The organism is Micromonospora purpureochromogenes (assembly GCF_900091515.1).
In the GTDB taxonomy this organism is placed as follows: Bacteria; Actinomycetota; Actinomycetes; order Mycobacteriales; family Micromonosporaceae; genus Micromonospora; species Micromonospora purpureochromogenes.
The window spans coordinates 6305290-6319464 of sequence record NZ_LT607410.1 but is presented as its reverse complement, the minus strand read 5'-3'; the positions used below and the strand labels follow the sequence as shown (position 1 = coordinate 6319464).

At 71.6% G+C, this 14175-nt stretch carries 13 protein-coding genes and 1 pseudogene; 9 read left to right on the top strand and 5 right to left on the bottom strand.

Annotation, left to right across the window (positions count from 1 at the left end; all coding sequences use genetic code 11):
- Nucleotides 1–62: 62 nt before the first annotated feature.
- Together GA0074696_RS28785 and GA0074696_RS28780 are read left to right on the top strand one after the other, a co-directional pair.
- The gene (locus GA0074696_RS28785) at nt 63–1979 is read left to right on the top strand and encodes a serine/threonine-protein kinase (protein ID WP_088963986.1); all 1917 of its coding nucleotides are present in this window, start codon (nt 63–65) and stop codon (nt 1977–1979) included.
- A gap of 89 nt (nt 1980–2068) precedes the next feature.
- A complete protein-coding gene (locus tag GA0074696_RS28780; protein ID WP_088963985.1) occupies nt 2069–2344 on the top strand; it encodes a hypothetical protein in 276 nt (91 codons plus the stop codon).
- Between the two features lie 39 nt (nt 2345–2383).
- Here GA0074696_RS28780 and GA0074696_RS28775 read toward each other — a convergent pair whose 3' ends face one another.
- Both GA0074696_RS28775 and GA0074696_RS28770 read right to left on the bottom strand, forming a co-directional pair.
- Nucleotides 2384–3136, bottom strand: coding sequence for a GH25 family lysozyme (locus tag GA0074696_RS28775; protein ID WP_088963984.1), 753 nt, complete (start codon nt 3134–3136; stop codon nt 2384–2386).
- A 124-nt stretch (nt 3137–3260) separates the two neighbouring features.
- Nucleotides 3261–3813 (bottom strand): annotated as a pseudogene (locus GA0074696_RS28770) (Uma2 family endonuclease).
- A 101-nt stretch (nt 3814–3914) separates the two neighbouring features.
- Here GA0074696_RS28770 and GA0074696_RS28765 point away from each other — a divergent pair.
- The 4 genes from GA0074696_RS28765 to GA0074696_RS28750 all read left to right on the top strand — a co-directional run bounded on the left by GA0074696_RS28765 (nt 3915) and on the right by GA0074696_RS28750 (nt 7124).
- Nucleotides 3915–4658 carry a M50 family metallopeptidase gene (locus tag GA0074696_RS28765; protein WP_088963983.1) on the top strand — a complete coding sequence of 248 codons (744 nt, stop codon included), beginning with the start codon at nt 3915–3917 and terminating at the stop codon, nt 4656–4658.
- Between the two features lie 99 nt (nt 4659–4757).
- Nucleotides 4758–5666, top strand: a complete 909-nt coding sequence (locus tag GA0074696_RS28760) for a ketopantoate reductase family protein (protein ID WP_231925185.1) — start codon at nt 4758–4760, stop codon at nt 5664–5666.
- Nucleotides 5667–5727: 61 nt separating this feature from the next.
- On the top strand, nt 5728–6219 hold the full coding sequence (locus tag GA0074696_RS28755; protein ID WP_088963982.1) for a SigE family RNA polymerase sigma factor: 492 nt from the start codon (nt 5728–5730) through the stop codon (nt 6217–6219).
- Nucleotides 6219–7124 (top strand): hypothetical protein, encoded by a 906-nt coding sequence (locus GA0074696_RS28750; RefSeq protein ID WP_088963981.1) that lies wholly within the window; start codon nt 6219–6221, stop codon nt 7122–7124. The genes GA0074696_RS28755 and GA0074696_RS28750 overlap by 1 nt, the downstream gene beginning before the upstream one ends.
- Before the next feature lie 52 nt (nt 7125–7176).
- Here GA0074696_RS28750 and GA0074696_RS28745 read toward each other — a convergent pair whose 3' ends face one another.
- Complete coding sequence (locus GA0074696_RS28745; RefSeq protein ID WP_088963980.1) at nt 7177–8760, bottom strand: acyl-CoA carboxylase subunit beta; 1584 nt, start codon at nt 8758–8760, stop codon at nt 7177–7179.
- 84 nt (nt 8761–8844) lie between these two features.
- Between GA0074696_RS28745 and GA0074696_RS28740 the strand changes: the two genes are divergently transcribed.
- Nucleotides 8845–9720 (top strand): biotin--[acetyl-CoA-carboxylase] ligase, encoded by an 876-nt coding sequence (locus tag GA0074696_RS28740; RefSeq protein ID WP_088963979.1) that lies wholly within the window; start codon nt 8845–8847, stop codon nt 9718–9720.
- A gap of 119 nt (nt 9721–9839) precedes the next feature.
- Nucleotides 9840–10412, top strand: a complete 573-nt coding sequence (locus GA0074696_RS28735; protein ID WP_088963978.1) for a PH domain-containing protein — start codon at nt 9840–9842, stop codon at nt 10410–10412.
- A gap of 116 nt (nt 10413–10528) precedes the next feature.
- On the opposite strand, the gene GA0074696_RS28730 is transcribed toward GA0074696_RS28735, so the two are convergent.
- Nucleotides 10529–11245: a GtrA family protein gene (locus GA0074696_RS28730; RefSeq protein ID WP_088963977.1), complete on the bottom strand. Its 717-nt coding sequence runs from the start codon at nt 11243–11245 to the stop codon at nt 10529–10531.
- Between the two features lie 63 nt (nt 11246–11308).
- Complete coding sequence (locus GA0074696_RS32140; RefSeq protein WP_088964872.1) at nt 11309–11845, bottom strand: GtrA family protein; 537 nt, start codon at nt 11843–11845, stop codon at nt 11309–11311.
- Nucleotides 11846–12306: 461 nt separating this feature from the next.
- Between GA0074696_RS32140 and GA0074696_RS28720 the strand changes: the two genes are divergently transcribed.
- Nucleotides 12307–14151 (top strand): phosphoenolpyruvate carboxykinase (GTP), encoded by a 1845-nt coding sequence (locus GA0074696_RS28720; RefSeq protein WP_088963976.1) that lies wholly within the window; start codon nt 12307–12309, stop codon nt 14149–14151.
- Nucleotides 14152–14175 lie beyond the last annotated feature (24 nt).

The window sequence follows — 14175 nt, the reverse complement described above, 5'->3', positions numbered from 1 at the left end:
CTTCACCGCACAGTGGCGTGCCGGCGGTGTGAGCATCGGTGGCGCCGGGTACGGTCTCTGCGATGTCTGACGCGCTTCCCCAACTTGTCGCTGACCGGTACCGGCTCATCTCGCCGCTCGGTCAGGGCGGCATGGGCCGGGTCTGGAAGGCGCGTGACGAGGTGCTGCACCGGGACGTGGCCATCAAGGAGCTCGTCCCGCCACCCAGTCTCACCAGCGACGAGCGCCGCGAGATGCGGGAACGCTCGCTGCGTGAGGCCCGGGCGATCGCCCGGCTGAACCACGTCAACGTGGTCCGTATCTTCGACGTGCTGCGCACCGACGGCGATCCGTGGATCGTGATGGAGTACGTCGCGTCGAAGTCGTTGCAGGACACTCTCGCCGAGGACGGCCCGGTGTCGTCGGCGCGCGCGGTGGAGATCGGGCTCGGTGTGCTGGGCGCGTTGAAGGCGGCGCACAAGGCCGGCGTGATGCACCGCGACATCAAGCCCGGCAACGTGCTGCTCGGCAACGACGGTCGGGTAGTACTGACCGATTTCGGTCTGGCCACCATCCCCGGCGACCCGAACGTGACCCGCACCGGCATGGTGCTCGGCTCGCCGGCGTACATCGCGCCGGAGCGGGCCAAGGACGGCACGGCCGGTCCGGAGGCGGACCTGTGGTCGCTGGGCGCGACGCTCTACGCCGCCGTGGAGGGCAAGTCCCCGTACGCCCGGTCGTCGGCGATCGCCACCCTGGCGGCGCTGGCCACCGAGCCGCTGCCGCCGCCGAAGAACGCCGGGCCGCTCAAGCCGGTGCTCCAAGGTCTGCTCCGCAAGGACCCGGCCGAGCGGATCACGGCCGAGGTGGCCGAGCGCCTGCTGCGCCGGGCCGGCGGCAAGCGCGCCAAGGGGATCTCGCTGCTGGACGGCGTACGCCGGCCGGGGCCGAACGGTCCGCGCGAGCCGCGCAAGCCGCTGGTGCCGGCGCCGCGCCCGGCCGAGCAGAGCGCCGAGTCGGCCCCGAAGCCGCCCGCGCCGCGAGCCGAGCAGGCCGGTGCCGCCGCGGCGGCCGGCGTCGCCGCCGCCACCACCAAGGACGAGACGAGCAAGGTGCCGGCGAGCGTCGACGCCGGGCCGACCGCGAAGGTCGACCCGCCGCGCCCGGCCGCCGACGCGGAGCCGACGGCGAAGGTGGACCGGCCGAACAAGCCGAGCAGCCCCACGTCGGTCATGCCGACTCCGGTGAGCCCGGCGCCCGCGCCCGCCGAGCGCGTTCCCGGTGTCGTGTACGACGGGACGAAGCGCGGCCGGCAGAAGCGCAATCTGCTGATCGGCGCGCTGGTGCTGGCGCTGCTGGTCGGTCTCGCGGTGCTCGTGCCGGTGCTCGGCCGGGGCGAGGACGACCCGGAGCAGGGCGGGCAGCAGGCCGGCCCGACCGGCGCCGCCGCGACCCCGTCGGCCGCCGCCCCGACGTCTGAGCCGGCCGCGCCCGTGCCGACCAGCGCCGCCCCGCCCAGCCCGACGTCCTCGGCCACCCCGTCGACGGACCCGAACGCGCTGCCGGCGGGCTGGACCCTGCACAGGGGGCCGACCTTCTCGATCCCCCTCCCGCCGGGCTGGCGAGCCAGCCGCACGGGTTCGGACACGGTCGTGTTCTTTCAGCAGGGCGGGGTGGGCGAGATGCTCGTGCAGTGGACGAGCAACCCGAAGCCCGACGCGTACGCGGACTGGAAGGCGATCGAGCCGGACCGCCGCGAGCGCGTCAACAACTACCAGTACCTCAGCATCAAGTCCTGTGACTGGTACCGGACCTGCGCCGACTGGGAGTGGCTGGAGACCCGGGACAACACCCGGATTCACGTACGCAACCGGGGCTTCGCCACGGCCTCCAACCGGGGCTACGCCATCCGGTGGGAGGTCGCCCAGAAGGACTGGACGGCCCAGCTCGCCAACTTCGACCAGATCGTCAAGGGATTCAAGCCCGACCGGCAGGGCTGACGCACGGGAATCGCTTCCGTGTGAAATGGATTCGCATGACCTTCCGTCGTCCGGGGTATCCCTCCTGCGACGACGGAAGGAGGCACGACATGGGTTACCGACGCAAGGACGCCCGCCCGCGGCTGGCACTGTGGATGCTCGTCGCCCTTGGCGACATCGTTCTGCTCCTGGTCAGTGCCGGTATGCCGGCGCTGGTCGCGCTGCTCGCCGTCGTGACGGTCACCGCCGCCGCAGTCGCCGCCTGGCGCCTGTCCCGGCGGTCCGCACTGGCCGGCGAGGAGGCCGTGCCCGTGTCGATGGCCGGAGGGCCTGAAGGCGAACGGACGACGGCGGCAGCCGGACCGGTTTGTCCACCTCCGTGGTGATCACCGGTCCCGCTGCGGCCGACCCGTGTGGGCCGCGGATCAGGTGTTGTTGGCCAGCGCGATCAGCCGGGTCCGGTCGCCGTTCCAGTAGTTGCGGTCGACGTTGCCGCTGATCCCGGAGACGGAGCCGGTGCTGGTGTACTGCCAGAAGCTCCAGAACGGGGCGCCGGCCGGCAGGGTGCCGACGGTGCTCGACCAGCGGGCGATCCAGAGCGGGTGGTTCGCCCACGGCGCGGTCCAGCTGCCGGTGCACTGGTTCCACCAGCTCGTCGTCGTGTAGATGACGGCGTACCGGCCGGTGCGGGACCGGTAGGTGTTGAGGAAGTCCTGGACCCAGTTCCGCATGCCGGTCGTGGTCAGGCCGTAGCAGTAGCCGCCGCTGTACGGGTTGGCCTCGAGGTCCAGCGCCGCCGGGAGGGTCCGGCTGTCCGCCGACCAGGCGCCGCCGTTGGAGGCCAGGTAGCCGGCCTGGGTCGAGCCGGCGGAGATGTTCGGCCGGGCGAAGTGGTACGCCCCGCGGATCACGCCGGCGTAGTAGGAGTTGGTGTAGTTGCTGTTGAAGTTCGGGTCCTTGTAGCTCGTACCCTCGGTGGCCTTGATGAAGGCGAACTGGATGCCGGCGTTACGGACGCTGGTCCAGTTGATGGTGCCCTGGTAGCGGGAGACGTCGATGCCGGGGGTGGTGGCCGCGGCCGCCGGTCCGGCGGTGGCGACGAGGGCCGCCGCCGCGGTGGCGACGACGGTGAGGCCGGCGGCGAGGAGCCGGCGCAGCGAGAATCTGGTACGGGTCATGGATGCCTCCGAAGACGCCGATCGATTGACGCCAATCCTTGGAGGTAGTTGCCCTAGATCGCAAGAGGGTGCAAGGAAATTTTCATCGACGTCCGTATGTGGTCTGGCACCTGATCAGTGTCGGTCAGCGAAGCGACGCCGGATCGATCTGCCAGCGGAACGGCTCGGTGATGCTCAGCGTCTCGCCGGCCTTGGCCACCCGGTCCTCGACGTAGTGGGCGCCGTCGAGCCGGTACAGCCGCAGCGCGTGGCTATCGCCGTCCTGCTCGACCAGCAGGTACCACGGGATGCGAGCGATCGCGTAGAGCTGCATCTTGAGCACCCGGTCGGCGGCGGCGTTGCCCGGGGACACGATCTCACCGACGAGAGACACCTGGCCGGCGTCGGGAAAAGTTCCCTCGTCGTAGGCGTCGGTTACGACGAGATCCGGAATGACGATCCGGTCCACACCCAGCCGAACATTGATCGCACCGTAAACCGAGAGTCCTCGAGGCTCTGCCGCGACCTCGATGCTGTTCGCCAGTCGACGCGCCACCCGCTGGTGCCGCTTGCTCGGGACAGGGGCTCACGAGCAGACTCCCGTCGAGCAGTTCGATCCGGTCAGGCGTCTCGCCCAGGGCGAGGTAGTCGGCCTCGGTCCAGAGGCCGACGTGGTGTTCCAGGGGAGCCGCGCTCACCGCCGTTCACCTCCCGCTCCGCTCGCCACCCGATCAGTCCCACACGATACGAGGCCGCACCCGCAGAACGAGACCAGCCCGGGCCGGTAGGCTCCCCGCCCATGGTGTCGATCAACGGGCTGGGCGACCTCTGGGACAAGCTCCTCGGCGCGCAGCCCGACCCGCCCCCGCTGCTCGTTCTGGTCACCGCCGTCGTCGCGCTGGTGGTGGTCGCCACCCGGCTGCCCTGGCGGGTCGCCCGCAACGCGGTGACCATTGCGCACGAGGGCGGCCACGCCCTCGCCGCCTTGCTGACCGGGCGCCGGTTGCACGGCATCCGGCTGCATTCGGACACCTCCGGCCTGACCCTCTCCGCCGGCCGCCCCACCGGCCCCGGCATGATCCTCACGCTGCTGGCCGGGTACGTCGCCCCGTCGCTGGTCGGCCTCGCCGGGGCCTGGCTGCTCGGCGGCAACCGGATCACCCTGCTGCTCTGGCTCGCGGTGGCGCTGCTGCTGGGCATGTTGGTGCTCATCCGCAACGTCTTCGGCGTGCTGTCGCTGCTGGTCACCGGCGGGGTGGTGCTCGCCGTCTCCTGGTACGCCGCACCGCAGGTGCAGGCCGCCTTCGCCTGGACCGGCGTCTGGTTCCTGCTCCTCGGCGGGGTACGGCCGGTGGTGGAGCTGCAACGGTTGCGCAGCCGGGGACGGATGCCGCAGTCCGACGCCGACCAGTTGGCCCGGCTGACCCCGTTCCCCGCGCTGTTCTGGGTGACCGTGTTCGCAGTGGTGAACCTGCTCGCCCTGGCCGTTGGCGCGGCGCTGCTCGCCGGCCCGATCCTCACCGACGCCGGCCTGACGATCTGACCGGTCGGGGGAGCAGAATGGCCGCATGCGGTACGTGATCATCGGGCGGGCGCGGTCGGCGGCACCATCGGCGTACGGCTGGGGGAGGCCGGCCACGACGTGACGCTGGTGGCCCGCGGCGCGCACCTGGACGCGATCCGCCGGCGCGGGCTGACCCTGCGCACCCCGGAGGGCACGGCGACCTGGCGCGGGCCGGCCACCGACGCTCCCGGGGAGCGGCCGCTGCCCGCCGACACCGTTCTGGTGCTCACGGTCAAGTCGCAGGACACCCCGGCCGCGCTGGCCGCCTGGGCGGACGCGCCGGTCGTCGGTGGCGGCACGGCGGGGGAGCGGCTGCCGCTGTTCACCGCCCAGAACGGGGTGGCCAACGAGCCGGCGGCGCTGCGGCTCTTCGCCCGGGTGCACGCGGTCTGCGTCTGGCTGCCCGCCACCCACCTGGAGCCGGGCGTGGTCGTCGCCAACGGGTACCCGCACCCGGGCATGCTGCACCTCGGGCGCTACCCGGCCGGCTCGGACGCGCTGGACCACGCGGTGGCCGCCGACCTCACCGGTGCCGGCTTCGTCGCCCCGGTGCGCGACGACGTGATGCGGTGGAAGTACGGCAAGCTGCTGGCAAACCTCGGCAACGGGCTGCAGGCGCTGCTCGGCGGGGACGTCCCCGCCGACCTGCGCGACCGGGTCCGCGCGGAGGGGCAGGCGGTGCTCGCCGCGGCCGGGATCGCGCACACCAGCACCGAGGAGGAGGCTGCCGAGCGGGGCGACCGGGTCGGGCACCGGCCGGTCGACGGGCAGGAGCGCTCCGGCAGCTCCACCTGGCAGAGCCTGGCCCGGGGTGTCGGCTCCACCGAGGTCGACCACCTCAACGGCGAGATCGTCCTGCTCGGTCGGCTGCACGGGGTGCCGACCCCGGCGAACGCCGCCGTCGCGTACGCGGTGCGCCGGGCGGCCCGGGAGCGGATCCCGGCCGGCGGCTTCCCGCCCGCCGAGCTGGCGAAGATGATCGGCTGATCCGGCAACCGGCGTGGTGCCGCCGCGCGTGTCTCCTCTGAACGCCACGGGAGGTGAGCACGTGCCCGACGTCGACGGGTTCGACGAGTTCTACCGGGGCAGCCGGCAACGGCTGCTCGGCTTCGTCTACGTGCTGACCGGCAACGTGACCGAGGCGCAGGATGCCGTCCAGGAGGCGTACATCCGGGCCTGGCAGCGCTGGTCGACGGTGAGCGGGTACGACGACCCGGAGGCGTGGGTGCGGGTGGTGGCCTCCCGCATCGCGGTCAGCCGCTGGCGCAGCCTGCGCAGCCGCGCCCGGGCGTATCTGCGGCACGGCGTCGAGGAGAGCGTGCCCGGCCCCGGCGTCGACACGGTCGAGGTGGTCGCCGCGCTGCGCCGGCTCCCCGAGGAGCAGCGCACCGCGCTCGCCCTGTACTACCTGCTCGGCATGCCCGTGGCCGAGGTGGCCCGGCAGACCGAGGCCCCCGTCGGCACGGTGAAGGCCCGGCTCTCCAGGGGGCGCGCCGCGCTGGCCGGGCTGCTCGCCGTCGCTGACCTCGAGGAGGCCTGATGCGTGAGGACCTGCACTTCGTCGACCGGCTGCACCGGGACCTCGGTGGGGTCCGCTGGGCCGAGCCGGAGGAGATCCGCGCCCGGGCCCGGCGACGCAGCCGGCGTACGGCGGCGCTGGCGGCGACCGCCGTACTCGCGGTGCTCTCCGGCTCCGGGTACCTGGCGGCGGCCCGGTCGGGGACGCCGGGGCCTCCCGCGTCGCCGGTGGCTGCGGTCCCCGCGTCGACGGCGACCGCCGGGTCCGCCGAGATCCCGTGGGAGGCGATGCTCTCGGCGCGGGACGTGCGGTTGAAGACCGACGTCCAGATCAGCGAGGCCGGCCTGGGTGAGGCGGTGCGGGTCGATCCGGTGCTGGAGGCGTGCGGCCGCGAGCGGGGTGTGCCGTCGGCGGCGGCAGCGACGTCTCGCTATTCGCGGTCGCAGACCCTGCTGCGGCCGGCGGTCGACGGGGCCGCGCCGCCGGTGCTCACCCAGGACGTCTACCGCATCGACCCGGCGCAGGGCCGGCTGCTCTTCGGCACCGTCGCGCTGCTGCTCGACGCCTGCGCGAGGTGGGAGATCAGCGGGTCGGGGCAGCTGGGGGGCGGGACGGTGCCGACCGTGACCCAGCACCGCTGGGAGCGGTCGGTCACCGGTTTCGCCGGCGACGAGTCCGTGCTGCTGCGCCACGTGTCGCTGGCGCCGGTCAGCGTCGCCGACGGCCGTACCCTGGCCGAGCTCCCGCCGGTCGAGGCCACCATGGTGGTACGGGTCGGCGATCTGGTCACCGTGATCACCACCGGGCCGGACACCCTCCAGGCCGACGGCATCCGGCCCGGCCCCGGCCTGAGCCGGGCCGACCTGGAGAAGCTCGGTCGCACCGCCGCCGGTCGGCTCTGCGTCGCCGCCAACCCGCGCTGCTGAACCGGAAGATCCCCGCGATCACGAGGGACGCGGGGATCTCCGGTAACGCCCGCTACAGCGGGATGTTGCCGTGCTTCTTCGGCGGCAGGGTCTCCCGCTTGGTGCGCAGCACCCGCAGCGCCCGGACGATCTGGGTACGGGTCTCGTGCGGCGGGATCACGCTGTCGACGTACCCGCGCTCGGCGGCGATGTACGGGTTGGCCAGGGTGTCCTCGTACTCGGCGATCTTCTCGGCCCGGACTGCGGCCGGGTCCTCGGCGTTCGCCAGATCCGAGCGGTAGAGGATGTTCACCGCGCCCTGCGCGCCCATCACCGCGATCTGCGCGGTCGGCCAGGCGAAGTTCAGGTCCGCGCCGAGGTGCTTGGAGCCCATCACGTCGTACGCGCCGCCGTAGGCCTTGCGGGTGATCACGGTGACCTTCGGGACGGTCGCCTCGGCGTACGCGTAGATCAGCTTCGCGCCGCGCCGGATGATGCCGTCCCACTCCTGGCCGGTGCCGGGCAGGAAGCCGGGAACGTCCACGAAGGTCAGCACCGGGATGTTGAACGCGTCGCAGGTACGCACGAACCGGGCGGCCTTCTCGCTGGCGGCGATGTCCAGGGTGCCGGCGAAGTGCATCGGCTGGTTGGCCACCACGCCGACCGGGCGCCCCTCGACCCGGCCGTAGCCGATGACGAGGTTCTGCGCGTAGAGGGGCTGAACCTCCAGGAACTCGCCGTCGTCGAGCACGTGCTCGATGACCCGGTGCATGTCGTACGGCTGGTTGGCCGAGTCCGGGATCAGCGTGTCCAGCTCCCGGTCGGAGTCGGAGATGTCGAGGTCGGCCGGGGCCTCGTACACGACGGGCTCGTCGAGGTTGTTCGACGGCAGGTACGACAGCAGCGCCTTGACGTACTCGATCGCGTCCTCCTCGTCGGTGGCGAGGTAGTGCGCGTTGCCGCTGCGCGAGTTGTGGGTGCGGGCGCCGCCCAGCTCCTCCATCGCCACGTCCTCGCCGGTGACCGTCTTGATGACGTCCGGACCGGTGATGAACATGTGCGAGGTCTGGTCGACCATCACGGTGAAGTCGGTGACCGCCGGGGAGTAGACCGCGCCGCCCGCGCACGGGCCCATGATCAGCGAGATCTGCGGGATGACGCCGCTGGCCCGGACGTTGCGGAAGAAGATCTCGCCGTAGAGCCCGAGGGAGGCGACCCCCTCCTGGATCCGGGCGCCGCCGGAGTCGTTGATGCCGACCACCGGGCAGCCGATCTTCATGGCCAGGTCCATCACCTTGACGATCTTCTCGCCGAACACCTCGCCGAGGGAGCCGCCGAAGACGGTGAAGTCCTGGGCGAAGACGCAAACCTGCCGGCCGTCGACGGTGCCGTAGCCGGTCACCACGCCGTCGCCGTACGGGCGGTTCTTCTCCAGCCCGAAGGCCGTCGACCGGTGCCGGGCCAGCTCGTCCAGCTCGACGAAGGAGCCCTCGTCGAGCAGCAGCTCGATCCGCTCCCGGGCGGTCTTCTTACCCCGCGCGTGCTGCTTCTCGACCGCGCGCGCCGACCCGGCGTGCACCGCCTCGTCGACCCGTCGCTCCAGGTCCGCCAGCTTGCCCGCGGTGCTGTGGATGTTGATCCCGGTCTCGGTAGTCACCCAGGGAATATAACGATGGTTCAGGACGACGCCGCTGTGCAGTACGCCTCAATACCCTCCGTTGCCGGCCCGTAGGCTGACGGGATGCCGGGCTCGCCGTACACCGATCTGGACCGCCCGCCGCTGTCGGCGGCGCGGCTGTCCCGCGCGCTGACCGCGCCGCACGGGCCCTGGCGCCGGCTCGACCTGCGGGCCGAGACCGGCTCCACCAACGCCGACGCGGGGGCGGCCGCCCGGGCGGGTGAGCCGGAGGGCCTGGTGGTGGTCGCCGAACGGCAGACCGCCGGGCGCGGCCGGCGCGGCCGGGTCTGGCAGTCGCCGGCCCGCGCCGGCATCGCGACCAGCGTCCTGCTCCGGCCCGGCGAGGCGGTCGCCGACCGCGGCTGGCCGCCGGCCCCCGCCACCGGGTACGGCTGGCTGCCGCTGCTCGCCGGCGTCGCGCTGGTCGAGGCGGTGACCCGGCTGGCCGAGCTGGAGGCCCGGCTGAAGTGGCCGAACGACCTGCTGGTCGACGACGCCAAGTGCGCCGGCATCCTGGCCGAGGCGGTGCCGGGCACGTCCCCGGCGCAGCCGCCGGCGGTCGTGCTCGGGATCGGGCTCAACGTCACGCTCCGCGCCGACGAGCTGCCGGAGAACCGGACCGGCCTGCCGGCCACCTCGCTGCAACTGGCCGGCGCGACGGCCACCGACCGGGACCCGCTGCTGCGCGCGCTGCTCCGCTCGCTGGCCGACTGGTACGACCGCTGGCGCACCGCCGGCGGCGACGCGGTGGCCAGCGGGCTGCGGGAGGCCTACGTCGCCTCCTGCGCCACCGTCGGCCGGCGGGTGCGGGTGCTGCTGCCCGACGGCGCCGAGCTGACCGGCCTGGCCACCGGCGTGGACGCCGACGGTCAGCTGCTGGTCGACACGGGCGCCGGGGAGCGGCGGTTGGCGGCCGGGGACGTGCTGCACCTGCGCTGAGCGCTCGGGTGGCGGTCCGGTTCGGGCGCGGACCGCGATCGGGGCCGCGCGGCTGATCCGGCGGCTCGCGGTGACCGGTTACGGTCAGCGCGTCCGATCCGTGCCCCAGGAGGTTCCCCGTGGCGTTTCCCGAAGACGTGCTCACCGAGGACGAGCACGTCGTCCTGCATCTGCACCCGCACTGGAAGGCGCTGCTGCGGCCGATCCTGGTGCTGGTCCTCGGCGTCGCCGCCGTGGTGGCGGGCTGGGTCCTGCTGCCCGACGGCGACGGCGCCACGATCGCGCTGTACGCGATCGCCGGGCTGGCCCTGGTGCTGGCGCTCTGGCTGGGCCTCTGGCCGTTCCTGGTCTGGCGCACCACGCACTATTTGTTCACCAACGAGCGGGTGCTGCTCCAGCAGGGCGTGCTCTCCCGGGATCGGCGGGACATCCCGCTCACCCGGATCAACGACCATGCGATGAGCCAGCGCTTCGTCGAGCGGCTGCTCGGCTGTGGCACGCTCACCATCGAGTCGGCGGGCGAGCGCGGCCAGTCCGTGCTGCGCGACGTCCCGTCCGTGGGCCAGGTGCAGACCAAGCTCTACGAGCTGGTCGAGGCCCACCACGACAAGCACTCGCTGGGCGACGGGGAGATGCGCGACATCATGGCCGACATGCGCGAGGGCAAGCCGCTGCGCGACCCCACCAGCTGACTCCTGGCCCGACCCCGGCCTGATCGACCCCGCATCGCCGATGTGGCGGTATCCGAAATCATCGGACACCGCCACATCGGCGACATGCGGGTGCCCGGGTCATCCCGGGCGGCGGGTCAGCGGCGGGGCCGGCGGGTGCCGGCGTGCAGCTCCGCGGCCAGCTCGGCGTCGAGGTCGGCGCCGACCGTGCTGCCCAGCCCGGCGTCCAGCGGGGCGGGACGTCCGGTCGGCTGCGGGAAGACCGGTTCGGCCATCGCGCCGCCGGGCCGCTGCGCCGCCTGCTGCTGGGCCTCCTCCAGTTCGCTGACCGACTCGGCCAGCTCGGCCACCGGGTCCAGCTCGGCCATGGTGTCCCACTCGTCCCGGTGGATCGTGTGCCAGGTCTCCTCGGCGTGCGCGGGCACCGGCTGGAACACGAACGTGCGGTACGACCAGAACCGGAACATGGTCGCCAACAGCACGCCGCCGGTCTTCGCCACGTTGAGCGCGAGCAGGCTGTTCACGCCCAGGCCGTACTTGGCGGCGGCGAGGACGCCCAGCTCGATCAGCAGGCCGGTGGCGTTGAACAGGAAGAACAGGACGTATTCCCGCTTCAACGCGGATTTCGGTCGATCCCGGTACGTCCAGTGCCGATTCATCAGATACGACGTGATGGTCGCCACCACGGTGGCGATCACGGTCGCCTTCAGTTGACCGTTGACAAAAACGGTGAGTGCCAGGACATTGAACACCGCGTAATTGATGACGGTGTTGATGCCACCGACGACGCCGAATTTGAGCGCCTCGTGGATGAACTTCTGCCAGCGCTCGGGCAGCAGACGGACAAGACGCATGCGGAACACCTTAGGGCAGTGGTTGGGGCCGGCAGGTCCCGGCCGGACGAGGTGGGCGGCAGCTCACGCCCCCGGCGGCCGGTCGTGCGCCGCCTCCGGAACCGGGGGGTTTCCCGCTTCCACGAAGACGAACCGTCGGTACGACCAGAACCGGAACAGCGTCCCGAGGCCGGTGCCGACGATGAAGCTGGCGATGTTGTCGGCCAGCGGGGTCTGGAACACCCCCGGCCAGATGCTGCCCAGGCCGTAGCGGCTGATCGCCAGGCAGGCCACGGCGATGCCCAGGCCCACCCCGTTGAAGAAGAAGAACAGCGCGTACTCGCGGGCCGGGTTGGAGCGCTTGCGGTGGCGCCAGGTCCAGAACCGGTTGCCCACGAAGGCGACGCTGGCCGCGATGACGGTGGAGATCGTCTTGGCGGTCACCTGCTCGACGTCGCGCACGGTCGTCAGGTAGTTGAAGAGCGCGAAGTCGATGAGGAAGGCGATCCCGCCCACCGTGGCGAACTTGCTCAGCTCGCGGACGAGGTGACCGAAGCGGTCCAGCAGTGCGCGGACCAGACCCGGGCGGGTCTGCGGAGACCCTGGCTGGTCCCCGGTCATCGTCGCGGCCACCCGCCGAGCGTACCGGTCGGGAGCGAGCCGGACGCGCAGCAACGGCGAGCCGGCCCGGATCACTCCCGACGCCGGTCGTCGCCGGCCCGTCCGGTGCCGCCGCAGGTGAGCAGAGCGTAACTCTTTGTGGACCGTTCGCCGTGCGGTTCGTCCAATCGACGTGTCCGTCACCGGAAGCCCGGTTCCGCTGTCCGTCATCGTCCGTTCCGGTGGGCGGCAACAGTTCGCCGCAGGATTTGCGTGAAACTGCGCGGGAAAGCGGGTATTAGCTCGTGATACCGCAGCCGGGCCGTACCTTGTGCAGTTCTTCACAACCAGTCCCACTGACTCGCGGCTCGGCCCGGTTTACGCTGAGCGCAATCCCAGGTTTCCACGATGGCGACGCGGCTCGCGCCCGCCAGACTCGTGCACCCATAGAACGGTCAGCGTCGACCACAAGGAGATGTGTCATGGTTGCTCCGGCTACTGTTCGGGGTATCGATCAGGCCCCGACTACCCACCCCAAGCTGCTCGCCTGGGTCAGAGAAGTCGCGGAACTGACCACCCCCGACCGCGTGGTGTGGGTGGACGGGTCCGATGAGGAGTGGCGGCGCCTCACCGACGAGCTGGTCGAGTCCGGCACCCTGATCCGGCTCAACCCGGAGAAGAAGCCCAACTCGTTCTACGCGCGCACGGACCCGACGGACGTCGCCCGGGTCGAGGAGCGCACCTACATCTGCTCCGTCGACGAGGCGGACGCCGGCCCCACCAACAACTGGATGGCGCCGGCCGAGATGAAGCGGACGATGACGGAGCTGTACCGCGGGAGCATGCGCGGGCGCACCATGTACATCATCCCGTTCTGCATGGGTCCGGTGGAGGCCGAGAGCCCCATGTTCGGCGTCGAGATCACCGACAGCCCGTACGTGGTGGCCTCAATGCGGATCATGACCCGGATGGGCGCCAAGGTCCTCGAGGCGATGGGCGACGACGCCGACTTCGTGCACGCGCTGCACTCCATCGGCGCCCCGCTCGCCCCCGGCCAGCAGGACGTCGCCTGGCCGTGCAACGAGACGAAGTACATCTCGCACTTCCCGGAGAGCCGGGAGATCTGGTCCTTCGGCTCCGGCTACGGCGGCAACTCGCTGCTCGGCAAGAAGTGCTACTCGCTGCGGATCGCCAGCGTGATGGGGCGCGACGAGGGCTGGCTCGCCGAGCACATGCTGATCCTCAAGATCACCTCGCCGGAGGGCAAGGTCTACCACGTGGCCGGCGCCTTCCCGTCCGCCTGCGGCAAGACCAACCTCGCCATGCTGGAGCCGACCATCCCGGGCTGGAAGGTCGAGACCATCGGCGACGACATCGCCTGGATGCGCTTCGGCTCCGACGGCCGCCTCTACGCGGTGAACCCGGAGTACGGCCTCTTCGGCGTCGCGCCCGGCACCGACTGGAAGACCAACGCCAACGCCATGCGGACGCTGGACCGCGGCAACTCCATCTTCACCAACGTGGCCCTGACCGACGACGGGGACATCTGGTGGGAGGGCATGGGTGAGCCGCCGGCGCACCTGATCGACTGGAAGGGCAACGACTGGACGCCGGAGAGCGACAGCCTCTCCTCGCACGCGAACAGCCGGTTCTGCACCCCGATCACCCAGTGCCCCATCCTCGCCGAGGACTACTACGACCCGAACGGCGTGCCGATCGACGCGATCCTCTTCGGTGGCCGTCGCCGGGACACCATCCCGCTGGTCACCGAGGCCCGCGACTGGGTGCACGGCGTCTACATGGGCGCGACGCTCTCCTCGGAGACCACCGCCGCCGCGTCCGGCGCGGTCGGCGTCGTCCGCCGCGACCCGATGGCGATGCTGCCGTTCATCGGCTACCACGCCGGCGACTACTTCCGGCACTGGATCGAGATGGGCAAGGGCGTCGACGGCGACGAGGCCAAGCTGCCCAAGATCTACTACGTCAACTGGTTCCGCAAGGACGCCGAGGGCAACTTCCTCTGGCCGGGGTTCGGCGAGAACTCCCGGGTGCTCAAGTGGGTCATCGAGCGGCTCGAGGGTCGGGCCGACGCGGTCGAGACGCCGATCGGCATGGTGCCCACGCAGGACGCGCTGGACGTCGAGGGCCTGGACATGACCCCGGAGGACGTCCGAATCGCCCTCAAGGTGGATCCGGAGGAGTGGCGCAACGAGCTCCCGCTGGTCACCGAGTGGTTCGAGAAGTTCGGTGACAAGCTGCCGGGTGTCCTCTGGGCCGAGCTGGACGCGCTGCGCGCCCGGCTCGACGCGGAGCAGCCGCAGAAGTAGGTGTGACGGTTGCCCGTACCGGGC